The sequence below is a fragment of the Streptomyces sp. SAT1 genome (genome assembly GCF_001654495.1).
GTDB lineage: Bacteria > Actinomycetota > Actinomycetes > Streptomycetales > Streptomycetaceae > Streptomyces > Streptomyces andamanensis.
In genome coordinates, this window is record NZ_CP015849.1 from 3,549,128 (window position 1) to 3,573,381 (window position 24,254).

Below are 24,254 nucleotides of genomic sequence, written 5' to 3' on the forward strand. Positions count from 1 at the left end.
GCGGACCGTAGGGTGAGGGCATGTCAGCGAGCTACGCCTATCTCGGTCCGGAAGGCACCTTCACCGAAGTGGCGCTCCGCAGACTCCCGGAGGCGGCCACCCGGGAGCTGGTTCCGCATGTGTCCGTGCAGTCGGCACTGGACGCGGTCCGCGACGGAGCGGCCGAGGCCGCGTTCGTGCCCATCGAGAACTCCGTCGAGGGCGGCATCACCACGACGCTCGACGAACTGGTCGCGGGCCGCCCACTGATGATCTACCGCGAGGTGCTGCTCTCGATCGCCTTCGCGCTGCTGGTCAGGCCCGGTACCGGCCTCGACGCCATCCGGACGGTCACCGCCCATCCGGCCGCCCAGCCACAGGTGCGCAACTGGCTGAAGGCGCGTCTGCCCGACGCCCGCTGGGAGTCGGCCGCCTCCAACGCCGACGGCGCCCGGCTGGTCCAGGAAGGCCGCTACGACGCCGCCTTCGCCGGTGCGTTCGCCGCGGCCCGGTACGGGCTCGAAGCACTGGAGACGGGCATCCATGACGCGGAGAACGCGCAGACCCGGTTCGTTCTCGTCGGCCGTCCCGCGCGGCCGGCCGCGCCGAGCGGTGCGGACAAGACGTCCGTGGTCCTCTGGCAGCGGGCCGACCATCCCGGCGGACTGCGCGACCTGCTGGGCGAGTTCTCCGGCCGGGGGATCAACCTGATGCTGCTCCAGTCCCGTCCCACCGGCGCGGGCATCGGCAACTACTGCTTCTGCATCGACGCCGAGGGACATATCGCCGACCGCCGGATGGCCGAGGCGCTGACGGGCCTGAAGCGAGTCTGCCCGGAGGTGCGCTTCCTCGGCTCGTACCCGCGCGCGGACATCGGCGCCGCGGACGTGCGGCCCCCGTTCGCCGGAACGTCGGACGAGGAGTTCATGGCCGCCGCCGAGTGGGTGGCACGCTGCCAGGACGGCCGTTTCTAGTCACTTCCGACCGGGTACGACCAGTCCTACCTGCAGATCTTCGTTATCCACAGAAGTTATCCACAGGTCCGCTTCTCGACCTGGGGACAAGTCGACACCGGCAGGCGAGTCGGTCGACAAATCGCCCTTCAAGTCCCAGGGCGGGCCATCGGACGGCAGGTCACCCTTCGTCCACTCGTTTCCCATGGTTCATCTTTTGGGGCGACCCTTTTCCACCCGAAAGTGGGTGTCGAGCCCGTTTGACCCGGGAATTCTTGCGGTGCCCCGTACTTCCGGAGTGATCAATTCCGAAGTCCACAGATCTTTCGCACAGCCTGTGGATAACTTTTCCGCAGTCCTGGATTCCTGTGGACAACCCATCCTCCAAGTCCGGTTGCCCACAAGGGAATCCAGTCAACAGGACGGCCACCGGCCGCCCTCTTCCAGGGGCCCGCCGGGGCCCCTATTGACACGGTGCGCAATTCTGCCCTGACCGTGCGTACGGCCCCGCGGAGCGGCGGACCCGAATCGCAGGGGAGCGGACCCGAATACTGGGTCGTGAGCCGGAACGCCGCACCGGTAGCCTTGAGCATGTGATTGACCTTCGTCTGCTCCGTGAGGACCCTGACCGTGCGCGCGCCTCGCAGCGCGCCCGTGGAGAGGACGTCGCGCTCGTCGACTCCCTCCTGTCTGCCGACGAGCGGCGCAGGTCGTCCGGCGTCCGCTTCGACGAGCTGCGCGCCGAGCAGAAGGCGCTGGGCAAGCTCATCCCCAAGGCCGCCGGTGACGAGAAGGCCGAGCTGCTGAAGAAGGCCGGCCAGCTCGCCGCCGACGTCAAGACGGCCGACGCCGAGCGCGACGCGGCCGACGCCGAGACCCAGGAGCTGCTGCTCCGGCTCGGCAACCTCGTCCACCCCGAGGTCCCGGTCGGCGGCGAGGAGGACTTCGTCACGCTGGAGACGCACGGCACCCACCGCGACTTCGCCGCCGAGGGCTTCGAGCCCCGGGACCACCTGGAGCTGGGCCAGCTCCTCGGCGCGATCGACGTGGAGCGCGGCGCGAAGGTCTCCGGCTCCCGCTTCTACTTCCTCACCGGTGTCGGCGCCCTGCTGGAGCTGGCCCTGGTGAACGCGGCGATCGCCCAGGCCACCGCCGCCGGCTTCACGCCCATGCTCACCCCGGCGCTGGTGCGCCCGCAGTCCATGGCCGGCACCGGTTTCCTCGGGCAGGCCGCCCAGGACGTCTACCACCTCGACAAGGACGACCTGTACCTGGTCGGCACGTCCGAGGTGCCGCTGGCGGCCTACCACATGGACGAGATCATCGACGCCGACCGGCTGCCGCTGCGCTACGCGGGCTTCTCGCCCTGCTTCCGCCGCGAGGCCGGCTCGCACGGCAAGGACACCCGGGGCATCTTCCGTGTGCACCAGTTCGACAAGGTCGAGATGTTCTCCTACGTCGCCCCCGAGGACTCGCGGGCGGAGCACCAACGGCTGCTGGAGTGGGAGAAGCAGTGGCTGACCTCGCTGGAGCTGCCGTTCCGCGTGATCGACGTCGCCTCGGGCGACCTCGGTTCGTCGGCCGCGCGCAAGTTCGACTGCGAGGCGTGGATCCCGACCCAGGGCAAGTACCGCGAGCTGACCTCGACCTCGGACTGCACCGAGTTCCAGTCGCGGCGGCTGTCCATCCGCGTCCGCGACGGCAAGCAGGTCAAGCCGCTGGCCACGCTGAACGGCACGCTGTGCGCCGTACCGCGCACCATCGTCGCCCTGCTGGAGAACCACCAGCAGGCCGACGGCTCCGTGCGCGTGCCCGAGGTGCTGCGTCCCTACCTCGGCGGCCGGGAGGTCCTGGAGCCGCTGGCCAAGTGACCGCCACCGCCACCACGGCCGTCGGCGAGAACTCCGGCGGCCTCCCCTACCGGCTGGTCGCGACCGACCTCGACGGCACCCTGCTGCGGTCCGACGAGTCGGTCTCGCCCCGCACCCGTGAGGCGCTCGCCGCGGTCACCGCGGCGGGTGCCGCGCACATCGTCGTCACCGGCCGCGCCACCCCCTGGACCCGGCACATCCTGGACGACCTCGGCTACCGCGGCCTCGCGGTCTGCGGCCAGGGCGCCCAGGTGTACCACGCCGGCGAGCACCGGCTGCTGACCTCGGTGACCCTGGACCGGCAGCTGGCCGGGGTGGCGCTGGCCAAGATCGAGGCCGAGGTCGGCCCGCTCTACCTGGCGGCCAGCCGGGACGGGCTGGACGGCGAGGTGCTGGTGGGTCCCGGATACGCCGTGACCGGCGCCCTGCCCGCCACCCCGCTGACGGACGCCTCCGATCTGTGGAGCGCCCCGCTCAACAAGATCTACATCCAGCACCCGACGCTCTCCGACGACGCGCTCGCCGAGGCCGCGCACCGGGCGGCGGGCGGCTTCGTCTCGGTCACCATGGCCGGCGAGGGCATAGTGGAGCTTCTTCCGCTCGGCCTGTCGAAGGCGACGGGGCTGTCACTGGCCGCCCGGCGGATGGGTCTGAAGCCGGCCGACACGATCGCCTTCGGCGACATGCCCAACGACATCCCCATGTTCGCCTGGGCCGCCCACGGGGTGGCCATGGCCAACGCCCACGAGGAGCTGAAGGCGGTCGCGGACGAGGTGACGGCCTCCCACGAGGAGGACGGCATCGCGGTGGTGCTGGAACGGTGGCTGGGCTGAGCCCGGAGCATCACGCCGCCCAGCCCGACCATGCCTGCGCCCGTGGCCCTCTGGTCTCTGGTCTCTGGTCTCTGGTCTCTGCGGAGGATGCACGGATCGAACGTGCGCGGGGGTGACCCCGACCACGGCTTAGCAAGCCGGTGCCTTACCACTCGGCCAATCCTCCGGGTGGGCGGCTCACGCGACAGCGGGTCGCGTGCTCGAAGCAGCCGCCCCGGGCAGTGCCCCGTGCGGGGCGGGCTCCACGGAGCGGCTCAGCGCTCCGGACTCCGCCGCGGGCTGCCCTGTCGGGAGCCGGGCGTACTGCCGTGCATGGGCATCGCCTCGCTCCTCTCCCGGAACATGGGCGCCGGTCCGATCCGGCGCTGCGGACATCACCACTGTGCCCACCCGGCAGCCACGGCGCCACTGAATTAGCCCCGGCCGCCCGGCCGTTCGGCACCGCCCTCGTCGGCAACGGCCCTGCCGGGCGAGCTGGCGGCCGGGCGAACTGCCGACCGGGTGAGCGAGGGGCCGCGCCCACTCGCCCGCCCCGGGACATGTCCGGTTCTCACTCCTCGCCGGCGAGGGTCAGGGCCCGCAGCTTCTGCCCCGCGTACCAGGTGGCCAGCACGGTCACCAGCACCAGCAGGACCGTCGCCGTCGTCAGCCCGACCTCGGAGGTCACCAGGTCCCCGCCCGCGACCTTGTGCGCCACGGCCAGGGCCCACTGCTGGATGCTCAGGGTGCGCGCCCCGGGCACCAGGGAGCCGAACAGCGCCTCCCAGACCAGCGCGTAGACCAGTCCGAAGACCACCGCGTGCCGGGAGACCGTGCCCAGCAGGAGGAAGAGGGCGGCGTAGGCGATGGAGGCGACCAGCGCCGCCACCGTGTAGGCCACCGCGACCTGCTGGCCGTTGCCGTTGAGGATCAGTCCGGCGATCAGCGTCGGCACCGCGGAGAACACCATCGTCACGGCGATGGCCACGATCAGCTTGGTGAAGATGATGACCGGCCGCTTCAGCGGCTTGGACAGCAGGTACACCACCGAGCCGTCGTCGATCTCCGGTCCGATGGCGCCGGTGCCGGCGATGACGCCGATGATCGGCACCATCGTGGCGAGGGCGAAACCGCCGAGGACGTTCACCGCGGTCTGGTCGTCGGCGCCGGTGAGGGCGCGGACGGCCACGGCGATGACGATCAGCAGCAGGGGCAGCGCGCCGAGGATGAGGGCCCGGCGGCGGCCGAGCAGAGCCCGATAGGTGAGCCGGGCGACTGTGGGGTCGTACATCGTGGGGCCTCCTACGCCGCGACAAGATACGAGAAGACGGACTCGAGGGACTCGTCGGACGGCGAGACCGTGTGCAGCCGGATGCCGTGGTCGCGGGCCACTCGCGGCAGCAGCGTGGTGAACCGGCCGAAGTCGACGGCCTGGATGCGCAGCGCGCCCTCGCCGAGGTCCACCTCGATGCCGGAGGTCGACGGGTCGGCGATCAGCGCCGCCGCGAGGGCCCGGTCGTCACTGGAGCGCACCAGGTAGCGGTGCGGACGATCGGTCATCAGACGGCGGATCTTGCGGAAGTCACCGCTGGCCGCGTGCCGGCCGGCGACGATGACCTCGATGTGCCAGGCGAGCTGCTCGACCTCCTCCAGGATGTGGGAGGAGAAGAGCACCGTGCGGCCCTCGTCGCCCATGCGCCGCAGCAGATCCATCAGCTGCATGCGCTGGCGCGGGTCCATGCCGTTGAACGGCTCGTCCAGCAGGAGCAGCGAGGGGTCGTGCACGAGGGCGCTGGCCATCTTCACGCGCTGGCGCATGCCCTTGGAGTACGTGGAGATCTTCCGGTCCTGCGCGTACTCCATCTCGACCGTGGCCAGTGCCTTCTGCGCGGCCTTGGCGCCCAGGCCGTGCAGTTCCGCGTTGGCGACGACGAATTCGCGGCCGGTGAGGAAGTCGTACATCGCCTCCCGCTCGGGGACCACGCCGATGTGCCGGTAGATCTGTTCGTTGCGCCAGACCGGCTGGCCGTCGAGGGTGACGGTGCCGGTGGAGGGGGCGAGGAAACCGCCCATCATGTTGATCAGCGTGGACTTCCCGGCGCCGTTCGGGCCGAGCAGGCCGGTGACGCCGGGGCCGATGTTCATGGTGATGTCGTTGACGGCGACCACGTTGCCGAACCAGCGGGAGACGTGGTCGATGCTCAGCGTGGTCACAGTCCCACCTTCTTGTAGCGGCGCAGCAGGAGACCGTAGGCGGCGGCGATGAGGCCGAGGACGACCAGGACGTAGACGACGCCCTGTCCGCTGCCGGGGCCCGCGGCTCCGGGGGCCGAGGAGGTCGCGCCCAGGAAGGCGGTCTGCACGCCGTCGATGAGGGTGACCGGTGAGAACAGGCCGATCCACGGGATGGCGGAGGTGCTGTTCTGGGCGTCCGCGATGGCTTCGAGCGTGGAGACCGCGCCGTAGGAGATGACGAGTACGGCGATCACGGCGGCGATGCCGAAACCGCGGCGCGGGGTGATCGCCGCGATCACCAGGCCGATGCCGGCGAAGAGCAGGGAGAGCAGGGCCACGGAGACGAGTCCTTCGGCGAATCCCTTGGTCTGGTCGGCGAAGTCGAGCTTGGCCAGCAGGGCGCCCACGTAGAGGACCAGCAGGGGGGCGGCGGTCAGGATGAACAGCGCCGAGGCCAGCGCGGCGTACTTGGCGCGGACGTAGTCGGCGGTCTCGATGGGCCGCGAGAAGTACAGCGGCACGGTCTTGAAGCGAAGGTCGCGCGAGACGGACTGGGGCGCCTGCGAGGCGACGTACAGGCTGATGACGCCCTGCATGATGATGGCGTAGCGCGTGTAGTCGACGGGCAGGTCCTTGGCCTTGGTGGCGACCGCGACGGCGACCATGATGGCCGCGGGCACGCACATCACCACGAACAGCAGCATCGGCAGCACCTTGGACTTCACCGAGCGGCCGAGGCCGTAGGCGCCGCGCAGGGACTGCGAGTACAGCGAGCGTCGGGCGTAGGCCCGGCCCAGGCGCGGACCGTCGTAGTTGCGGTAGCCGATGTTGTGGATCCGGGTCTGGTCGCCCGAGGGCGGCACCGGGTTGCGCAGGGGCTGCTCAATTGCCATGGCCGACCGCCTCCTTCCGCTGTCCGTCGCGCTGTTCGTCGTCCCGGAAGACCTCCGAGATGTGGTGCCGGCGCTGCTCCATGCGCACCAGGCCGAGTCCGAGGTCCGCGATCACGTCCCGGACCAGGTCGTACGTCTCCTCGCTCTGGGCGGTGAGGAGCAGCACATGGCCCGCGCCGGGCAGTCCGGTGCCGTCCTCGGTCTGCACGCCGCGGGCGGTGAGGGCCTCGCGCACCGCGCGGGTGCCGTCCGGGTGTTCGTCGCTGTCGGTGACCTCGACGGCGAGGGTGGTCGTGGTCTGGGTGAAGTCGGTGGTGGAGCTGGAGCGCAGGAGCTTGCCGCCGTCGACCACGACGACGTGGTCGCAGGTGCGCTCCAGTTCGCCCAGGAGGTGCGAGGTGACCAGGACCGAGATGCCGAAGTCGGTGTGGATGCGGCGGATGAGGCCGAGCATGTCGTCGCGGCCGACCGGGTCGAGGCCGTTGGTCGGCTCGTCGAGGAAGACCAGCTGCGGGTCGTGCACCAGGGCCTGGGCGAGCTTGACGCGCTGCTTCATGCCGGTGGAGTAGCCGCCGATGGGCCGGTACCGCTCCTCGTAGAGCCCGACGTGGCGCAGGGTGTCCGCGGTGCGCTCGCGGGCGGCGGTGGGCGGCAGGCCGGACATGCGCGCCATGTGGACGACGAACTCGGTGGCCGAGACGTCCGGCGGCAGGCAGTCGTGCTCCGGCATGTAGCCGACCCGCTCGCGGATCTCGGCGCCCTTGGTGGCGACGTCGAGACCGAGCACCTCGGCGCGGCCCTCCGTGGCGGGGGACAGACCCAGCAGGATCTTGATCAGTGTGGACTTGCCGGCCCCGTTGGCGCCGACGAGTCCGGTCACACCGGGTCCGACGTCCACGGAGAGCCGGTCAAGAGCGGTCACCCGGGGGAACCGCTTGCTCAGGCTTTCGGTCGCGATCACAGTCACGTCTTCGACGATAGTGACGCCCGCCACGCGAGTCGTCAGACCCCAGAGCCGTCTTCGCGTCCCTCTGGAGTATTACGGGGCCCTAGGGGGTGCGGCTCTGAAGTCCTACAGGTTCCGGACAACCCGGCCTTGTGCGACAGGGCCGAGCCTCGCGGACATCCTATTGACGTTCAGTCTAACAACTGCCACAGTCGCCCACGTCGCATGACAGGCGCGCGTCCCCGGCCGAGGGGCGAGCGGGGGGGGAGCGTGCCGCCGGGCGGAGGAGAGGTGATGCGCGTGTCGCCGCTGGAGGGCGCGCGGGAACGCCGGGTACGGTCCGGCGAGGTCGAGCTGTGCGTGGCCGAACTCGGGGATCCCGGGCAGCCGACGGTCGTCCTGGTGCACGGCTACCCGGACAGCAAGGAGGTCTGGTCCGAGGTGGCCGGGCGGCTGCGCGACCGCTTCCACGTCGTGCTGTACGACGTCCGGGGTCACGGCCGCTCCACCGCCCCGCGGCCGCTGCGCGGCGGATTCACCCTGGACAAGCTCACCGACGACTTCCTGGCGGTCGCGGACGCCGTCAGCCCGGACGAGCCGGTGCACCTGGTCGGCCACGACTGGGGCTCGGTCCAGTCCTGGGAGTTCGTCACCGTCGCGCGCACCGAGGGCCGCATCGCGTCCTTCACCTCCATGTCCGGCCCGTCGCTCGACCACTTCGGCCACTGGATCAACTCGCGCCTCACCCGCCCCACCCCGCGCCGGGTCGGCCAGCTCCTCGGCCAGGGCGCCAAGTCCTGGTACGTCGGCGTGCTGCACACCCCCGCACTGCCCGAACTGGCCTGGCGCGGCCCGCTCGGCAAGAGGTGGCCGAAGCTGCTCCAGCGCCTCGAACAGGTACCCGCGGGCGACTATCCGACCGCGTCACTGCCCCAGGACGCGGCGCACGGCGCCTGGCTGTACCGGGACAACGTCCGGACGCGGCTGCGCCGGCCGCGGCCCGACGCGCGCGCCCACGCCCCCGTGCAGCTCATCGTCCCGGCGGGCGACGTGTTCCTGTCGGAACGGCTGTACGACGACCTGGAGCAGTGGGTCCCGCACCTGGTGCGCCGCACCCTTCCCGCCCGGCACTGGGTCCCGCGCACCCGGCCCGACCGACTGGCCGACTGGATCACGGAGTTCGTGGACACCGTCGAGGACGGCCGGCCCGCTCCCGCGGCCACCGGCCGCCACGCCGACCGCTTCGCCGGGCAGCTCGTGCTGGTCACGGGCGCGGGCAGCGGCATCGGACGGGCCACGGCGCTCGCCTTCGCCGCCGCCGGGGCGCGGATCGTGGCGGTGGACCGGGACGGCGAGGCCGCGGCCCGCACCGCCGGGCTGGCCCTGCCGCTGGGCGCGCGGGCGGCCTGGGCGGAGACGGCGGACGTCTCCGACGAGAGCGCCATGGAGAAGCTGGCCGAGAAGGTCGCCGCCGAGTACGGCGTGGTGGACGTCCTGGTGAACAACGCGGGAATCGGCCTGTCCGGCTCGTTCTTCGACCACACCGCGGAGGACTGGAGAAGGGTCCTCGACGTCAATCTGTGGGGGGTGATCCACGGCTGCCGGCTCTTCGGGAAGCAGATGGCCGAGCGCGGCCAGGGCGGCCACATCGTCAACATCTCGTCGGCGGCCGGCTACCAGCCGTCGCGGGCGCTGCCCGCCTACAGCACGTCCAAGGCCGCGGTGCTGATGCTCAGCGAGTGCCTGCGCGCGGAACTGGCCGGGCAGGGGATCGGGGTCACGGCGATCTGCCCCGGCTTCGTCAACACCGACATCACGTCCACGACACACTTCGCCGGCGTCGACGCGGAGGAGGAGAAGCGCCGCCAGAAGCGCACGTCCCGGCTGTACGGACTGCGGAACTACCCGCCGGAGAAGGTCGCCGACGCGATCCTGCGCGCGGTCGTACGGGACGCGGCGGTGGTGCCGGTGACCCCGGAGGCGCGCCTCTTCCACGCTCTGTCCCGCTTCAGTCCCCGCACCCTGCGCAGGCTGGCACGGGTGCGGCCACGTCTGTGAGACCTGCCCGGCGCGTTGCCGGGCAGGTCCGGGACGGGTGAAATCCCCTGCCCCGGCCGTCAGTTGTCCACAGAAACCTTAATCTGCCTGTGGATAACTCCACTTGGCTGTGGATCAAACCTGCTCGGCGAAAAAGTTCAGCGGGAGGCTCGTCTCTCGCGGCAGGCTGGTGGCATGGACGAACAACGCACCGTGAAGGTGTCGAAGTACCTCTCCCGGCATCTGCGCCACCAGCCCGAGAGGATCGGGCTCACGCTCGACGAGGCCGGCTGGGTCGGCATCGAGGCCCTGATCGCGGCGGCGGCCGGCCATCGCTTCCGGTTCACCCGTGAGGAGCTGGACCATGTGGTCGCCACCAACGACAAGCGGCGCTTCGAGATCCGGGGCGACCGCATCCGGGCCAGCCAGGGGCACAGCGTCGACGTGGACCTCGGGCTGCCGCCGGCGACCCCGCCACAGTACCTCTTCCACGGGACGGTGGCCCGCGCCCTCGACGCCATTCGCGCCGAGGGGCTGCGGCCCATGAACCGGCACGACGTGCATCTCTCGCCCGACCGGGAGACCGCGACCCGCGTGGGTGCCCGCCGCGGACGGCCGGTCGTGCTCTCCGTGGACGCCGCCGCGATGCACCGCGACGGCCATGTCTTCCGGGTCAGTGCCAACGGCGTGTGGCTGACGCAGGCCGTACCGCCGCGATACCTGCGGTTCGGCTCGGGTCACTGACCCGGTCCGGCATGATCGTGGGTATGGACCGTCATCTCGCCACGACCGAAGCCGCCGTCACCGCCTGTCGTGACCTCGCCGCCGCCTACGCACGCGAGATCGAGGTGACCCACGACATCGGCGCCGACCAGACCTCCCGGCGCAGCTCCGCGGGGGTCGGCGTCGCCACCGATCCGGACGGTTCGCTGCCGCACGAGGCGTTCGTCGAGTTCGGCGGGCTGCCCCGGCTGACCGTGCAGCTCTATCCGGAGGACGACGCCCTGATCACCGTCGAGGGCATCCGGTTCCACGACGTGCCCCGCGACGACGTCCCCGCGTTCCTGCGCTCCGTCCTGGAGGGCACCGCGTTCGTCAAAGCGCGGCGTTTCCCGCCCGGCTACCGCCTGGTCGTCCCCCTGCCCGGCGACCGCACGTACAAGGAGCTGGTCCCGATGATCGGTCTCACCTCGTGGCTGAGCCGCCACGTGCGGTGACTCGTTTCACGTGAAACACCCGGGGCCCTAGGCTCGGTGTCATGAGTCTGCGCCTGAGCGCCGTCATCCTCCCGTACCGCCGCTGGCACGAGGGCGGCCGCGCGGCGTGGACCCGCGCCGAGCAGCTCGGATTCCACACCGGCTACACCTACGACCATCTGTCCTGGCGCACCTTCCGGGACGGCCCGTGGTTCGGTGCGGTGCCGACTCTGACCGCCGCGGCGACCGCGACCGAGCGCATGCGCCTGGGGACCCTGGTGACCTCGGTCAAGCCTTGCTCACACATCTCGTAGTGGCCGGCTGCGGAGCAGTTCGCCGAGCCGGTCCCCGATGACGGAGACTCCGGGGCGCTGCTCGGTCTCGACGTACCAGGGCTTGCGTCGGCGCAGGAGCGCGTTGCCATGCCTGTTCCAGGTGAAGTCGGGCTGCCGCAGGAGTCTGCGGAACACCGTGTCGACGGTTTTCGGGTGTGCGGCGGCCAGTCGGCGGATCGGCAGCGGCGTGATCGAGTCCTCGCGCAGGTACGTGCGGAGCAGGTCCTGATGGTGTTTGCGGCCCGGAAGGTCGGGGTTCGCGAAGAGGTCCCGCAACGATCCGTAGTCCGCGTAGAAGTTGAGTCCATCGACCTGGTCGTAAATGACGCCGACAGTTCCCGCCTGCGCCAGTTCGGGTGACAGCGTGAAGAGAGACGAGTTCGAGGCGGTGTGCTGCCGATGGCGGTAGTAGGCATTGAGCCGGTCCTCGGTTTCCTCGGGCGTGAGGATCAGCTCATCGCTGCCGAAGAACTCGACGAAGGCGGCTCGGTCCTCACGCATCGAGTGCCATCCCTGCTCGATTTTCTCCGGGTTGCGGAAGACGAGGTCGGGTCGGCTGATGGCCAGGTCAAGGGTCGCAGCGGCGATCTCCGGCGCGGCGGTGCGAGGGTAGGAGGACATCACACCGGAGAAGAGCCACGCGTCGGGCACTGGTGCCAGTGCTACCAGTCGGGCGCTGAGGAAGCCTCCCTTCTTGACCGCGTGGAGGGCCGTGTGCCCGGCGTTGGTGTAGGCGCGGTACTCGAGGTCGTCCAGCAGATTGAGCAGGAGCAGGGAATCGCCGTGCTTGCTCCTCACCTCGAAGAGCCCTTCCACGGGGTCACGCCAGGCCAGGACCATCTGCCGGTCGGCATCGGTCAGGGTCGTCCGCCGGGCGACGAAGCGGTCGGCGACCGTCTTGCCGTCCGGAAGCCGGTACTGCAGCAGGAAGTGGTCGATGACGTTGGTCGCGCTCGCCTCGTCCCATACGCCTCCGGGACCGGAGGCTTCCAACAGGAGTGGGTCGAGGAACCGTTCGAAGGCGCGGCTCTCTCCGAACGCCACGAGCTCTTCCTTCAGTTCGGCACTACGGCGCAGGGCCTGTGCGAGGCCTGTAGCGGTGTTCATGGCGTGCTCCGGCGGACTTCGGGTCTCGTCCGCTTTCTCTGCGTCAGGAACCGGACCAGCGCCGGTACGCATCGATCCAATGCGTTCCCTCCGGGGGTGGCTGCGGCAGGGGCAGTTCCGCCAGGCCGATGGCCTGCTGGAGTCCATTCCGCACGCAGTGGGCGACCAAGCGGGAGTCGTTCGTGAGGCCGATTTTCACCACGTTCACGTCGACCCCCAGAACGGTCGTGGTGAACGGGACGGCCAAGTGCTCATCGATGACTGACAGGAAGGCGCTGATCGCCTCGACCTCGTCGTACGTGTCGACGATCGCTTCTTCGATCAGCACGTCCAGTTCGCGGCCACTCCTCTTCTTCACGTTGCCAGGTTAGCGAGCCTGTGCGCGCTCGATCGCCCGCCTCTACGAGACCGCCGGGACGATCGTGCTTCGCAGCCGGCGCGCTTTCCGGCGCTCGTAGAATCGTCCCCATGCGTCTGAGCACTGTCATTCTGCCGATCTACCGCTGGGCCGAAGGCCGGAGGGTGTGGGAGGGCGCCGAGGAACTCGGCTTCCACGCGGCCTACACCTACGACCACCTGTCGTGGCGGTCGTTCCGGGACGGGCCGTGGTTCGGGGCGATCCCGACGCTGACGGCAGCGGCCGCGGTGACGCGGAGGATGCGATTGGGCACCCTCGTGACCTCGCCGAACTTCCGGCACCCGGTCACCCTCGCCAAGGAACTGATCTCGCTCGACGACATCTCCGGCGGCCGGGTCACGCTGGGCATCGGGGCGGGCGGCACCGGCTTCGACGCCACCGCGCTCGGACAGGAGCCCTGGACACCGCGAGAGCGCGCCGACCGGCTGGCCGAGTTCGTGCCGCTGCTGGACCGGCTGCTGACCGAGGACACGGTGTCGTACGAGGGCGACTTCTACTCGGCGCACGAGGCGCGCAACATCCCCGGCTGTGCGCAGCGGCCCCGGCTGCCGTTCGCCGTGGCCGCCACGGGTCCGCGCGGGCTGCGGCTCGCGGCGCGGTACGGGCAGGGGTGGGTGACCACCGGCGATCCCACGCTGTACGAGGAGGGCACGCCGGAGCAGTCCGTCCAGGCGCTGCGTGGCCAGATGGAGAAGCTCGGTGCCGCGTGCGAGGCGCTTGGACGGGACGTGAGCGGTCTGGACAAGATCCTGCTCACCGGATTCACCCCGGACCGGGGGCGTCCTCTGGAGTCCCTGGACGCCTTCGTCGACTTCGCGGGGCGGCATCAGGAGCTGGGGTTCACCGAGATCGTCCTCCACTGGCCGATCCCGGACTCCGATTTCGCCGCGGACGAGAAGGTCTTCGAGCAGATCGCCACGGGCGCCCCCGCTCAGCTGGCGTGACCGGAGCCCGTTCAGCCCGGCGTGACCGAAGCGACGTCTCACCTGTGCGCAGACCCGCACGATCGTGCGGGGCGATACGGGACAATGAGGCGGTGACCTCAGCGACGCGACAGCCCGAGCCCCCGGCCTCCTCCCAGCTCTCGACCTCGCTCGCGCGGGAAGAGGCCCCCGCCGTCCCCCCGCGGCTGATCGCAACCGATCTTGACGGAACGTTGCTGCACGACGACAAGTCGGTCTCCCCGCGCACGGTCGCCGCCCTCGCCGCCGCCGAGGAGGCCGGTATCGAGGTCTTCTTCGTCACCGGCCGCCCGGCCCGCTGGATGGATGTCGTCAGCGAGCATGTGCACGGCCACGGCCTGGCGATCTGCGGCAACGGCGCGGCCGTGGTCGACCTGCACGGCGGGCCGGGCGCCCACCGTTTCGTCAAGGTGCGGGACCTCGCCCGGGAGAACGCGCTGGAGACCGTGCGGCTGCTGCGCGACGCGGCGCCCGGCACCGCGTACGCGATCGAGCAGACATACGGTTTCCATCAGGAGCCGGACTATCCGAAGCTGCACATGGAGGCGCCGGACACCCTGGCGCCCGCCGAGGAACTGCTGGCGCCCGACGGCGCCGCCGCCCGGTACCCGATCCTGAAGATCCTCGCCTCGCACCCGACGATCGACCCCGACGCCTTCCTCACCGCGGCCCGGCTCGCGGTCGGTGACCGCGCCACCGTCACCCGCTCCAGCCCCAGCGCCCTGCTGGAGATCAGCGGACCCGGCGTCTCCAAGGCCAGCACCCTCGCCCTGTGCTGCGCCGACCGCGGCATCTCCCACGAGGAGGTCGTCGCCTTCGGCGACATGCCCAACGACATCGAGATGCTCACCTGGGCCGGCCGGTCCTACGCCATGGGCAACGCCCACCCGGACGCCGTCGCCGCCGCGACCGGGCGCACCGCGGCCAACAACGACGACGGCGTCGCCCTCGTGATCGAGCGGATCCTGGCCGAGCGGCGCTGACGGCCACCGCCCGCGGTGCGCCCGGCCCGGCCGATCCTCGGCTCTTCTAGCGCGCCGCCACCAGCAGTTCGGCGGCCGACTCCCGCTCGGCCATGCTCCGCAGCGGACCGGGCAGGGCGAGCAGTTCCGCGTACGGTCCGCGCTGGACCACTTGTCCCTCCTCCAGGACGATCACCTCGTCCACGGCGTCGAGCCCGGCCAGCCGGTGCGTGATGAGCAGCGTCGTACGGCCCTCGGTGGCCCCCAGGAGATCGGCGGTGAGCGCGTCGGCGGTCGGCAGGTCCAGATGCTCGGCCGGCTCGTCGAGGACCAGGACCGGGAAGTCGGCGAGCAGGGCACGGGCCAGCGCCAGCCGCTGCCGCTGGCCACCCGAGAGCCGGGCGCCGTGCTCCCCGACGAGCGTGTCGAGACCGTCGGGCAGGCTGTCGGCCCAGTCCAGCAGCCGGGCACGGGCGAGGGCGGCCCGCAGCGCGGGCTCGTCGGCGTCCTTCCTGGCCAGCAGCAGGTTCTCCCGCACCGAGCTGTCGAAGAGGTGGGCGTCCTGGGCGCACAGGCCAACAAACCGCCGTACGGTGTCGCCGTCGAGGGAGCGGGCGTCGACCCCGCCCAGGCGGTACGTGCCCGACGCCGGGTCGAGGAACCGCAGCAGGACCTGCGCGAGGGTCGTCTTGCCGGCCCCGGAGGATCCGACCACCGCGACCCTGCGGCCCTCCTCCAGGGTAAGGTCCAGACCGGCCAGCGCGTCCGTCTCCTGGCCGGTGTGCCGGGCCGTGAGGGACCTCACGGTGAGCGGGAAGGGCGTCGCGGGCGCCGGGTGCGCCGCCTCCGGCTCGCGGACGGGCTCGGGGGCGTCCAGGATCTCGTACACGCGCTCGGCGCTGCGCCGCACCCGCTGACGGTGGCGGACGGCGAGCGGCATGCCGAGGACGGCCTCGAAGGCGGCCAGCGGGGTGAGCACGACGACGGCCAGGGCCACCCCGCTCAGCCGGCCCTCGGTGACCGCCTGGGCGCCGACGAGTGCCGCCCCCGCCACGGTCAGGCCCGACAGAAGAGCGGTGAGCCCGTCGCCGAGCGCGGTCGCGGTGGCGGCGCGCGAGGCGATCCGGGTCAGTACGCCGTCGGCGCGACGGGCCTCGGCGGTCCGCGCGGGCAGCGCACCGGCGACCGTCAGCTCGGCGGTTCCGGTGAGCAGGTCGGTCACACGGGTCGCGAGGACACCGCGGGCGGGAGCGAGCCGCCGCTCGGCCCGGCGTGCCACGGCACCGGTGATCAGCGGGACGCCCGCTCCGGCCGCCAGCAGTCCCGCGGCGAGGACCGCACCGGCCTCGGGCAGCAGCCAGGCCGTGAAGGCGACGGAGGTGGCCGACACGGTCACCGCCGCACCGGCGGGCAGCAGCCAGCGCAGCCAGTAGTCCTGGAGCGCGTCCACATCGGCGACGAGCCGCGACAGCAGATCGCCCCGGCGTGCCCGGCGCAGCCCGGCGGGGGCCAGCCGCTCCAGCCGCCGGTAGACGGCCACACGGGTCTCGGCCAGCATCCGCAGGACCGCGTCGTGCGACACCAGCCGCTCCGCGTAGCGGAAGACGGCCCGGCCGATGCCGAAGGCCCGGGTCGCCGTGACGGCCACCATCAGATAGAGCACCGGAGGGTGCTGGGACGCCCGGGAGATCAGCCAGCCGGAGGTGGCCATCAGTCCCACGGCGCTGCCGAGGGCGAGGCTGCCGAGCAGCAGGGCCAGGGCGAGGCGACCGCGGCGGCGGCCGCAGGCCGCACGGACACGGGCGAGGACATCGCCCGCCGCCGGTGCGGGACCGTGCTCGGCCGCCTGTTCCTCCGCTGGGGGCGCGGCCGGTCCGGCCGTCGTGTCCGGCGCCGCCGTCGCCCCCGCCCCACCTCGCCCGGCCGCCGCTGCCGGGTGCGTCCGGCCTCGCGCCTCGGTGCCCTCCAGGTGCACCACCCGGTCCGCGACCTCCAGCAGCGCGGGCCGGTGCACCACGAGCAGCACCGTGCGTCCCACGGACAGGCGCCGTACCGCTTCCACGATGCCGGCCTCGGTCTCCCCGTCCAGCGCCGCCGTCGGCTCGTCGAGCAGCAGGACGGGACGGTCGGCGAGGAAGGCGCGGGCGAGCGCGAGCCGCTGTCGCTGTCCCGCGGACAGTCCCGTGCCGTCCTCGCCCAGCACGGTCCCGGTACCGTCCGGCAGGGCGTCGACGAACGTCAGCGCGCCCGCGTCGGCCAGCGCCGTACGGACCGCGGCCTCGTCCGCGCCGGGCCGGGCGAGGCGGACGTTCTCGGCGATGGTCCCGGCGAACAGCTGGGGCCGCTGTGGCACCCAGGCGATGTGCGACCGCCACTGCTCCGGGTCGATGTCGAGCAGGTCGGTGCCCGCGACGTGTACACGGCCCGCGGTCGGCCGGAGGAATCCCAGCAGGACGTTCAGCAGCGTCGACTTGCCCGCGCCGCTCGGACCGACGAGCGCCACGGTCTCGCCCGCCTCCACCGTGAAGGACACCTCGGACACGGCGTCCGCCGAACGCCCGGGGTAGCGGACACCGACGCCCTCGAAGGCGAGGGCCCCGGCGGGAACGGCCGCCGTACCGGTCTCCGGCACCGGTGTCCCGAGGACGTCGAAGATCTCCTCGGCCGCCGCCAGCCCTTCGGCCGCCGCGTGGTACTGCGCGCCCACCTGACGCAGCGGCAGATACGCCTCGGGGGCCAGCACGAGGATGACCAGGCCGGTGTACAGGTCCATGCCGCCGCTGACGAGCCGCATCCCGATCGTGACGGCGACCAGGGCGACCGACAGCGTGGACAGCAGTTCCAGCGCGAAGGAGGACAGGAAGGCGATGCGCAGCGTGCGCAGGGTCGCCCGCCGGTATTCGTCGGTGATGCGCCTGATCGACTCGGCCTGCGCCTTGGCCCGGCCGAACACCTTCAGGGTCGGCAGGCCGGCCACCACGTCCAGGAAGTGCCCGGACAGTCTGGACAGCAGACGCCACTGCCGGTCCATACGGGACTGTGTGGCCCAGCCGATCAGCATCATGAAGACGGGGATGAGGGGCAGGGTGCCGACGATGATGGCCGCAGACACCCAGTCCTCGGTGACGACCCTGGCCAGCACCGCCACCGGGACGACGACCGCGAGCCCGAGCTGCGGCAGATAGCGGGAGAAGTAGTCGTCCAGGGCGTCGATCCCGCGCGTGGCCAGCGTGACCAGCGAACCGGTCCGCTGCGCGCTCAGCCAGCCGGGGCCCAGTGCCGTGGCGCGGGCGAGCAGCCGCCCGCGCAGCTCGGACTTCACCGCCGCGCTCGCCCGGTGCGCCGCCAGCTCGGTGAGCCAGGAGACCAGCGCCCGGCCGCAGGCGACGGCCACCAGAAGCAGCAGGGGGGTGCGGAGTTCGGCGACCGGCATCCGGTGCTGGAAGGCGCCGACCACCACCTCGGCGATGAGCATGGCCTGTGCGATGACGAGCCCGGCGCCGAGCGCGCCCAGAGCGATGACGGCCATCAGGAAGAACCGGGTGGCACGGGCGTAGCGGAGGAGACGCGGATCGATCGGTTTCACGTGAAACATGCCCTTCGGCCCATCGGGGTGCGTTTCACGTGAAACGCACCCCTCACCGGACTCAGTGCGCGGTTTCGGCGATGTGCTGTGTGCCGATCCGCTTGCGGAACACCCAGTACGTCCACCCCTGGTAGAGCAGGACGATCGGCGTGGCGATCCCCGCACACCAGGTCATGATCTTCAGGGTGTAGGGGCTGGACGAGGCGTTGGTGACCGTCAGGCTCCAGTCCGCGTCGAGCGTGGACGGCATGACGTTCGGGAACAGCGACAGGAAGAGCATCGCCACGGCGGCCACGATGGTGACGCCCGACAGGGCGAAGGACCAGCCCTCGCGCCCTGCCTGGTTGGCCACCAGCGCGGCGACCAGAGCGGCGACCGCGACGACGAGCGCCACCAGGCTCCGGCCGTTGCCCGTGTCGGCCTGTGTCCACAGCAGGAAGGCCAGCGCCACCACGGCCGTCACCAGACCCACGCGCAGCGCCAGTGCGCGGGCCCGCTCCCGGATCTCACCCACGGTCTTCAGTGCCGTGAACACCGCGCCGTGGAAGGTGAAGAGCGTCAGGGTGACGGCGCCGCCGAGGAGCGCATACGGGTTGAGCAGGTCGCCGAAGCTGCCGACGTACTCAAGATTCCGGTCGATCTTGACGCCCCGGACGATGTTGCCGAAGGCCACGCCCCACAGGAACGCGGGGATCAGCGAGCACCAGAAGATCGCGTGCTCCCAGTTGCGCTGCCAGTTCTCCTCGGGCCGCTTGGCGCGGTACTCGAAGGCGACACCGCGCACGATCAGGCAGACCAGGATGATCAGCAGCGGCAGGTAGAAGCCGGAGAACAGCGTGGCGTACCACTCGGGGAAGGCGGCGAAGGTCGCGCCGCCCGCGGAGAGCAGCCAGACCTCGTTGCCGTCCCAGACCGGGCCGATGGTGTTGATCAGTACCCGCTTCTCGGTCCGGTCGCGGGCCAGCAGCTTGGTGAGGACACCGACTCCGAAGTCGAAGCCCTCCAGGAAGAAGTAGCCGGTCCACAGGACGGCGATGAGGACGAACCAGACGTCGTGCAGTTCCATGACGGTGCCTTCCTCGGCCTAGTAGGAGAAGGCCATCGGCTTGTCGGCGTCACGGTGGTCGCCGCCGATCTTCGTGGGCGGGTTGAGGTCGGCCTCCGTCAGCTCGGGCGGTCCGGCCTTCACGTACTTCACGAGCAGCTTCACCTCGATGACGGCGAGGATGGCGTACAGCGCCGTGAAGACGGTCATGGAGGTGAGGACCTCGCCCTGGGAGACGCCGGGGGAGACCGCGTGCCGGGTCTGCAGCACGCCGTAGACGACCCACGGCTGACGGCCCATCTCGGTGAAGATCCAGCCCCAGGAGTTGGCGATCAGCGGGAAGCCCAGGGTCCAGATGGCGACGAGCCAGTACAGCCGGCCGAGCTTGGGGCTGAGCGCCTTGTTCTTGAAGAGGACCAGGTGGGGGACCTCGTCCTCACCCACCCGCAGATGCTGCGGCAGCATGAACTTCTTCCGGGTCAGCCAGAGCCCGGCCAGTCCGATGGCGAACGAGGCCATGCCGAAGCCGATCATCCAGCGGAAGGCCCAGAAGGTGACCGGGATGATGGGCCGGTAGTCGCCCGGACCGTACTTCTGCTGCTCGGCCTTGTTGGTGTCGTTGATGCCGGGCACGTAGGAGTGGAAGTCGTCGTCCGCGAGGAAGGACAGTATTCCGGGGACCGACAGCTCGACGGAGTTGTGCCCCTTGCTGACGTCGCCGTACGCGAAGACCGAGAACGGCGCGGAGTTCTGGCCGTCCCAGAGGGCCTCGGCAGCGGCCATCTTCATGGGCTGCTGCTTGAACATGACCTTGCCGAGCGTGTCGCCGCTGATCGCGGTGAGCAGACCGGCGACGACGACCGTGATCAGGCCCAGCCGCAGCGAGGTCTTCATCACGGAGACGTTCTTCTTGCGGAACAGATGGAAGGCGGCGATGCCGACCATGAAGGCGCCACCGGTCAGGAAGGACGCGGCGAGTGTGTGGAACGCCTGGGCGACCGCGGTGTTCTGGGTCAGTACGGCCCAGAAGTCGGTGAGTTCGGCGCGCCCCTTGGCCTGGTTGATCCGGTAGCCGACCGGGTGCTGCATCCACGAGTTGGCCGCGAGGATGAAGTACGCCGACAGGACCGTGCCGATCGAGACCATCCATATACAGGCCAGATGGATCTTCTTGGGGAGCTTGTCCCAGCCGAAGATCCACAGGCCGATGAAGGTGGACTCGAAGAAGAACGCGATCAGCGCCTCGAAGGCGAGGGGAGCCCCGAAGATGTCACCGACGAAGCGGGAGTAGTCCGACCAGTTCATACCGAACTGGAACTCCTGCACGATGCCGGTGACCACGCCCATGGCGATGTTGATCAGGAAGAGCTTGCCCCAGAACTTGGTCGCCCTGAGGTACTTCTCCTTCTCCGTGCGCACCCAGGCGGTCTGTAGCCCGGCCGTGAGGGCGGCCAGGGAGATCGTCAGGGGAACGAACAGGAAGTGGTAGACGGTCGTGATGCCGAACTGCCAGCGCGCCAGTGTCTCCGGCGCCAAAGCCAGGTTCACGTCGTCACTCTCCTTACGTCGCCGTGCCCTACGGCGGCGGTTTGCCCTGGTGTGACCTGCACAACAGGGCAGCAATCGGACTAGCTTGTGAACGCGTTCACATTCACAAGCAATTATGACGCACACTCGCCCGGCACCCGAAGGGGGGTCCCTTTCCGGCCAGCCCCTTGGCAGAGCCTTCAACACATTGTTGAATCCGCGGCATGCGGACACAGCCCGGACGACCGACACAGCCCGGACAGCCCACGCCACCGACGCGGATACGGATCTCCTGGCCGGCGGGACACCTCACCGCGGCTCTCGACGACACCCCGACCACGCGGGCACTCGCCGGTGAACTCCCCCTCGTCTCCACCGCGCGCACCTGGGGCGAGGAGGTCTACTTCGACACGGGCACCCGTGTTCCACGTGAAACGGACGCCCGGCAGGTCGTCGAGCCCGGCACGGTCGCCTTCTGGACCGACGGCGACGCGCCGGCCCTCCCCTACGGGCCCACGCCCCTCTCACGGGGCACCGAATGCCGTCTCGCGAGCCCGTGCAACATCGTCGGCCGCATCGACGGCGACCCGCGCCACCTGGCGACGGTGCGCGACGGCGACCCGGTACGTGTGGAACTCCTCACGTCGCCCTGAGGGCCGCACAGATCCCGGGAACGGCCGGAAAAGGCCGCTCGGCGGGGAGCGGCGGCCCTCAAGGACCTGTCGCCCCGCTCTCAGACTTCCTTGAAGAACGCCTCGGCCGTCTTCAGGAAGATGTCGTTCGCCTCGGTCTCCGCGACGGTCACCCGCACCCCCTCGCCGGGGAACGGCCGCACGACCACGCCCGCACGCTCACAGGTCTCGGCGAAGGCCGCCGTGCGCTCCCCCAGCCGCAGCCACACGAAGTTGGCCTGCGTCTCGGGAACGGTCCAGCCCTGCGCGCGCAGCGCGTCGACCACGCGCGTGCGCTCGCACACCAGCGAGCCCACCCGGCCCAGCAGCTCGTCCTCCGCCCGCAGGGAGGCGATCGCCGCTTCCTGCGCGAGCTGGCTCACCCCGAACGGCACGGCCGTCTTGCGCAGCGCCGCCGCGACCGGCTCGTGGGCGATGGCGAACCCCACCCGCAGTCCGGCGAGGCCGTACGCCTTGGAGAAGGTGCGCAGCACGCAGACGTTGGGCCGGTCCCGGTAGAGCACGGCGCCGTCCGGCACCTCGGGGTCCCGGATGAACTCGCGGTAGGCCTCGTCCAGCACCACCAGCACATCGCCGGGCACCCGGTCGAGGAACCGTTCCAGCTCGGCCCGGCGCACCACCGTGCCGGTCGGGTTGTTGGGATTGCACACGAAGATCAGGCGGGTGCGCTCGGTGATCGCGTCCGCCATCGCGTCCAGGTCGTGCACATCGCCCGGCGTGAGCGGCACCTTCACCGAGGTCGCGCCGCTGATCTGCGTGATGATCGGATACGCCTCGAAGGACCGCCAGGCGTACATGACCTCGTCGCCGGGGCCGCTGGTGGCCTGGATCAGCTGCTGGGCCACCCCGACGGAACCGGTGCCGGTGGCCACGTGCGCGGCCGGCACGCCGAAGCGCTCGGCCAGTTCGTTGACCAGATCGGTGCAGGCCATGTCCGGGTACCGGTTGAAGGAGGAGGCCGCCGCCGTCACGGTCTCCATGACACCGGGCAGCGGCGGATAGGGGTTCTCGTTGGAGGACAGCTTGTACGCCACCGGGCCGTCGCCCGCGGCGGCCTTGCCGGGCTTGTAGGTGGGGATGCCCTCCAGCTCGGCGCGCAGCTTCGGGTTCGTCTCGCTCACCGCAGTCCTCCTCATGGCCACCACCGACATCCAATACTCCATACCTTATGAGGATTGGGCGCTGCTGCGAATGGGTCGGAAGCCATCACCTCGGACCGGTCCCGCACTCGCCGTCGACCCCGCACGGCGGCTCGTGCGACATCACGGGCGTCTTCGTACGAATATGTACGAATGAGGGGCGCATCTCACATATATCTATGCGCCGGTGGCTTGCGCCGTGGCGCGCGTCGCTCGTGCAGGTGAGTTGAGACCTCTTCGAGACCTCCAGGGCTCGACAGGCCCATGGGTGTCGTCACATCACGTCCTGGCACGAAATCGCTTAACTGGCTCACTTTCTAAGGCAGTTGGTCCTTTATGACCATGCAGAAACGTGCCTGTCAATGCGTGCATATGCGTCCGCACTACCCCACCGCATGAGCCCTACTATCGGCTCGCCATGACAGCAGCAGGGAAGCACCAGGTGAGCCGCGCGGATACCTCTCGTCGAGGCAGCCGGCCGGGTCGGGCGGGCATCAGAGACGTGGCCGCCGCCGCCGGAGTCTCCATCACAACCGTCTCCGATGCCCTCAACGGCAAGGGCCGGCTCCCGGACGCCACCCGCCGCCATGTCCGTGAGGTCGCCGACCGGCTGGGGTACCGCCCCTCGGCCGCAGCACGCACGCTCCGTACCGGGAAGTCGGGCCTCATCGGCCTGACCGTGACGACGTACGGGGATGAACCTTTCACCTTCACCGAGTTCGCGTACTTCGCCGAGATGGCGCGGGCCGCCACCTCGGCCGCGCTCGCCCGCGGCTACGCGCTCGTCATCCTCCCGGCGACCTCGCGCCACGACGTGTGGTCGAACGTCGCCCTGGACGGCACGGTCGTCATCGACCCCTCCGACCAGGACCCGGTCGTCAGCGAGCTGGTCCGGCAGGGCTTACCGGTGGTCAGCGACGGCCGCCCGGCCGGCGCCCTCCCGGTCACCGCCTGGGTCGACAACGACCACGAGGCCGCCGTCCTCGACATCCTCGACCACCTCGCCGAGGCCGGCGCCCGCCGCATCGGCCTGCTCACCGGCACCACCACCGACACGTACACCCATCTGTCGACGACCGCCTACCTGCGCTGGTGCGAGCGCGTCGGCCAGGACCCGGTCTACGAGTCCTACCCCGCCCACGATCCGTGCGCGGGCGCCGTCGCCGCCGACCGGCTGCTGGCACGCCCGGACCGGCCCGACGCCGTCTACGGGCTGTTCGACCCCAACGGCACGGACCTGCTCGCCGCCGCCCGCCGCTACGGCCTGCGTGTCCCCGACGACCTGCTGCTGGTGTGCTGCAGCGAGTCCACGGTCTACGCCAACACCGAGCCGCCGATCACCACGCTCTCCCTCAAACCGCGCCGCATCGGCACCGCGGTGGTCCAGCTCCTCATCGACGCCATCGAGGGAGTCGAGTCGGACCAGCCGGTCGAGCAGGTCATACCGACCGAGCTGATCGTGCGCACCTCCTCGCAGCGGCGCCCGCCGCGCACGACCGTCAGCCCGCCCCGGTCACCGGAGGAGCAGTAGGAGCGTCGCGCCGCGGGCCCGCCGAAGA

The 24,254-nt window shown here is 70.7% G+C and carries 21 protein-coding genes and 1 tRNA gene; 11 read left to right on the plus strand and 11 right to left on the minus strand.

Features of this window, described 5'->3' with window-relative positions:
- The first annotated feature begins 20 nt into the window (after positions 1-20).
- From pheA to A8713_RS15395, 3 genes are all read left to right on the plus strand, one after another.
- Positions 21-953 carry a prephenate dehydratase gene (gene pheA / locus A8713_RS15385; protein WP_064534008.1) on the plus strand — a complete coding sequence of 311 codons (933 nt, stop codon included), beginning with the start codon at positions 21-23 and terminating at the stop codon, positions 951-953.
- Positions 954-1,525: 572 nt separating this feature from the next.
- Positions 1,526-2,803, plus strand: a complete 1,278-nt coding sequence (serS, locus tag A8713_RS15390; protein WP_064534009.1) for a serine--tRNA ligase — start codon at positions 1,526-1,528, stop codon at positions 2,801-2,803.
- Entirely contained in the window at positions 2,800-3,636 is an 837-nt protein-coding gene (locus A8713_RS15395; protein WP_064534010.1) for an HAD family hydrolase, read from the plus strand. The genes serS and A8713_RS15395 overlap by 4 nt, the downstream gene beginning before the upstream one ends.
- A gap of 81 nt (positions 3,637-3,717) precedes the next feature.
- Here the strand turns inward: A8713_RS15395 and A8713_RS15400 are convergent.
- The 5 genes from A8713_RS15400 to A8713_RS15420 all read right to left on the minus strand — a co-directional run bounded on the left by A8713_RS15400 (position 3,718) and on the right by A8713_RS15420 (position 7,704).
- A tRNA-Ser gene (locus A8713_RS15400) sits at positions 3,718-3,802 on the minus strand.
- Positions 3,803-4,186: 384 nt separating this feature from the next.
- Entirely contained in the window at positions 4,187-4,906 is a 720-nt protein-coding gene (locus tag A8713_RS15405; RefSeq protein WP_064534011.1) for an ABC transporter permease, read from the minus strand.
- A gap of 11 nt (positions 4,907-4,917) precedes the next feature.
- Positions 4,918-5,829 carry an ABC transporter ATP-binding protein gene (locus tag A8713_RS15410; protein WP_064534012.1) on the minus strand — a complete coding sequence of 304 codons (912 nt, stop codon included), beginning with the start codon at positions 5,827-5,829 and terminating at the stop codon, positions 4,918-4,920.
- Positions 5,826-6,743 carry an ABC transporter permease subunit gene (locus A8713_RS15415; RefSeq protein ID WP_026252276.1) on the minus strand — a complete coding sequence of 306 codons (918 nt, stop codon included), beginning with the start codon at positions 6,741-6,743 and terminating at the stop codon, positions 5,826-5,828. The genes A8713_RS15410 and A8713_RS15415 overlap by 4 nt, the downstream gene beginning before the upstream one ends.
- Entirely contained in the window at positions 6,733-7,704 is a 972-nt protein-coding gene (locus A8713_RS15420) for an ABC transporter ATP-binding protein (RefSeq protein WP_026252275.1), read from the minus strand. Before A8713_RS15420 ends, A8713_RS15415 begins: the two co-directional genes overlap by 11 nt.
- A 279-nt stretch (positions 7,705-7,983) precedes the next feature.
- Here A8713_RS15420 and A8713_RS15425 point away from each other — a divergent pair, with 279 nt between their 5' ends.
- The 4 genes from A8713_RS15425 (at position 7,984) to A8713_RS15440 (ending at position 11,236) form a co-directional block, all read left to right on the plus strand.
- Positions 7,984-9,747 carry an SDR family oxidoreductase gene (locus A8713_RS15425; RefSeq protein WP_173860853.1) on the plus strand — a complete coding sequence of 588 codons (1,764 nt, stop codon included), beginning with the start codon at positions 7,984-7,986 and terminating at the stop codon, positions 9,745-9,747.
- 174 nt (positions 9,748-9,921) lie between these two features.
- Complete coding sequence (locus A8713_RS15430; RefSeq protein ID WP_064534013.1) at positions 9,922-10,470, plus strand: RNA 2'-phosphotransferase; 549 nt, start codon at positions 9,922-9,924, stop codon at positions 10,468-10,470.
- 11 nt (positions 10,471-10,481) lie between these two features.
- Positions 10,482-10,943, plus strand: a complete 462-nt coding sequence (locus tag A8713_RS15435) for a hypothetical protein (RefSeq protein ID WP_064534014.1) — start codon at positions 10,482-10,484, stop codon at positions 10,941-10,943.
- A 41-nt stretch (positions 10,944-10,984) separates the two neighbouring features.
- A complete protein-coding gene (locus A8713_RS15440; protein ID WP_064534015.1) occupies positions 10,985-11,236 on the plus strand; it encodes an LLM class flavin-dependent oxidoreductase in 252 nt (83 codons plus the stop codon).
- Here A8713_RS15440 and A8713_RS15445 read toward each other — a convergent pair.
- Both A8713_RS15445 and A8713_RS15450 read right to left on the minus strand, forming a co-directional pair.
- Positions 11,222-12,364: a hypothetical protein gene (locus A8713_RS15445; protein ID WP_064534016.1), complete on the minus strand. Its 1,143-nt coding sequence runs from the start codon at positions 12,362-12,364 to the stop codon at positions 11,222-11,224. The genes A8713_RS15440 and A8713_RS15445 overlap by 15 nt on opposite strands.
- Positions 12,365-12,407: 43 nt before the next feature.
- A complete protein-coding gene (locus A8713_RS15450) occupies positions 12,408-12,722 on the minus strand; it encodes a hypothetical protein (protein ID WP_064534017.1) in 315 nt (104 codons plus the stop codon).
- Positions 12,723-12,832: 110 nt separating this feature from the next.
- Here A8713_RS15450 and A8713_RS15455 point away from each other — a divergent pair, with 110 nt between their 5' ends.
- Together A8713_RS15455 and A8713_RS15460 are read left to right on the plus strand one after the other, a co-directional pair.
- Positions 12,833-13,726 carry an LLM class flavin-dependent oxidoreductase gene (locus A8713_RS15455; protein WP_064534018.1) on the plus strand — a complete coding sequence of 298 codons (894 nt, stop codon included), beginning with the start codon at positions 12,833-12,835 and terminating at the stop codon, positions 13,724-13,726.
- Between the two features lie 92 nt (positions 13,727-13,818).
- A complete protein-coding gene (locus A8713_RS15460; protein ID WP_064534019.1) occupies positions 13,819-14,727 on the plus strand; it encodes a Cof-type HAD-IIB family hydrolase in 909 nt (302 codons plus the stop codon).
- Positions 14,728-14,773: 46 nt separating this feature from the next.
- On the opposite strand, the gene cydD is transcribed toward A8713_RS15460, so the two are convergent.
- From cydD to A8713_RS15475, 3 genes are read right to left on the minus strand one after another with little or no spacing between them, the layout of a single operon-like run.
- Positions 14,774-18,301 carry a thiol reductant ABC exporter subunit CydD gene (gene cydD / locus A8713_RS15465; RefSeq protein WP_079158976.1) on the minus strand — a complete coding sequence of 1,176 codons (3,528 nt, stop codon included), beginning with the start codon at positions 18,299-18,301 and terminating at the stop codon, positions 14,774-14,776.
- A 52-nt stretch (positions 18,302-18,353) separates the two neighbouring features.
- Complete coding sequence (cydB, locus tag A8713_RS15470; RefSeq protein WP_064534021.1) at positions 18,354-19,358, minus strand: cytochrome d ubiquinol oxidase subunit II; 1,005 nt, start codon at positions 19,356-19,358, stop codon at positions 18,354-18,356.
- A gap of 18 nt (positions 19,359-19,376) precedes the next feature.
- Positions 19,377-20,885, minus strand: coding sequence for a cytochrome ubiquinol oxidase subunit I (locus A8713_RS15475; protein ID WP_064534022.1), 1,509 nt, complete (start codon positions 20,883-20,885; stop codon positions 19,377-19,379).
- 203 nt (positions 20,886-21,088) lie between these two features.
- On the opposite strand from A8713_RS15475, the gene A8713_RS15480 reads away from it, so the two are divergent.
- Positions 21,089-21,517, plus strand: coding sequence for a cyclophilin-like fold protein (locus tag A8713_RS15480; protein ID WP_064534023.1), 429 nt, complete (start codon positions 21,089-21,091; stop codon positions 21,515-21,517).
- Between the two features lie 80 nt (positions 21,518-21,597).
- Here the strand turns inward: A8713_RS15480 and hisC are convergent, their stop codons facing one another.
- Complete coding sequence (gene hisC, locus A8713_RS15485) at positions 21,598-22,677, minus strand: histidinol-phosphate transaminase (RefSeq protein ID WP_064534024.1); 1,080 nt, start codon at positions 22,675-22,677, stop codon at positions 21,598-21,600.
- Between the two features lie 436 nt (positions 22,678-23,113).
- On the opposite strand from hisC, the gene A8713_RS15490 reads away from it, so the two are divergent.
- Positions 23,114-24,226 carry a LacI family DNA-binding transcriptional regulator gene (locus A8713_RS15490; protein ID WP_078510031.1) on the plus strand — a complete coding sequence of 371 codons (1,113 nt, stop codon included), beginning with the start codon at positions 23,114-23,116 and terminating at the stop codon, positions 24,224-24,226.
- Positions 24,227-24,254 lie beyond the last annotated feature (28 nt).

Bases quoted from the DNA above. Each gene is read 5' to 3' on its own strand.
- pheA (WP_064534008.1), top strand. From the start codon at position 21: ATGTCAGCGAGCTACGCCTATCTCGGTCCGGAAGGCACCTTCACCGAA.
- A8713_RS15405 (WP_064534011.1), bottom strand. From the start codon at position 4,906: ATGTACGACCCCACAGTCGCCCGGCTCACCTATCGGGCTCTGCTCGGC.
- A8713_RS15415 (WP_026252276.1), bottom strand. From the start codon at position 6,743: ATGGCAATTGAGCAGCCCCTGCGCAACCCGGTGCCGCCCTCGGGCGAC.
- A8713_RS15425 (WP_173860853.1), top strand. From the start codon at position 7,984: ATGCGCGTGTCGCCGCTGGAGGGCGCGCGGGAACGCCGGGTACGGTCC.
- A8713_RS15430 (WP_064534013.1), top strand. From the start codon at position 9,922: ATGGACGAACAACGCACCGTGAAGGTGTCGAAGTACCTCTCCCGGCAT.
- A8713_RS15435 (WP_064534014.1), top strand. From the start codon at position 10,482: ATGATCGTGGGTATGGACCGTCATCTCGCCACGACCGAAGCCGCCGTC.
- A8713_RS15440 (WP_064534015.1), top strand. From the start codon at position 10,985: ATGAGTCTGCGCCTGAGCGCCGTCATCCTCCCGTACCGCCGCTGGCAC.
- A8713_RS15445 (WP_064534016.1), bottom strand. From the start codon at position 12,364: ATGAACACCGCTACAGGCCTCGCACAGGCCCTGCGCCGTAGTGCCGAA.
- A8713_RS15455 (WP_064534018.1), top strand. From the start codon at position 12,833: ATGCGTCTGAGCACTGTCATTCTGCCGATCTACCGCTGGGCCGAAGGC.
- cydD (WP_079158976.1), bottom strand. From the start codon at position 18,301: ATGTTTCACGTGAAACCGATCGATCCGCGTCTCCTCCGCTACGCCCGT.
- cydB (WP_064534021.1), bottom strand. From the start codon at position 19,358: ATGGAACTGCACGACGTCTGGTTCGTCCTCATCGCCGTCCTGTGGACC.
- A8713_RS15480 (WP_064534023.1), top strand. From the start codon at position 21,089: ATGCGGACACAGCCCGGACGACCGACACAGCCCGGACAGCCCACGCCA.
- A8713_RS15490 (WP_078510031.1), top strand. From the start codon at position 23,114: ATGACAGCAGCAGGGAAGCACCAGGTGAGCCGCGCGGATACCTCTCGT.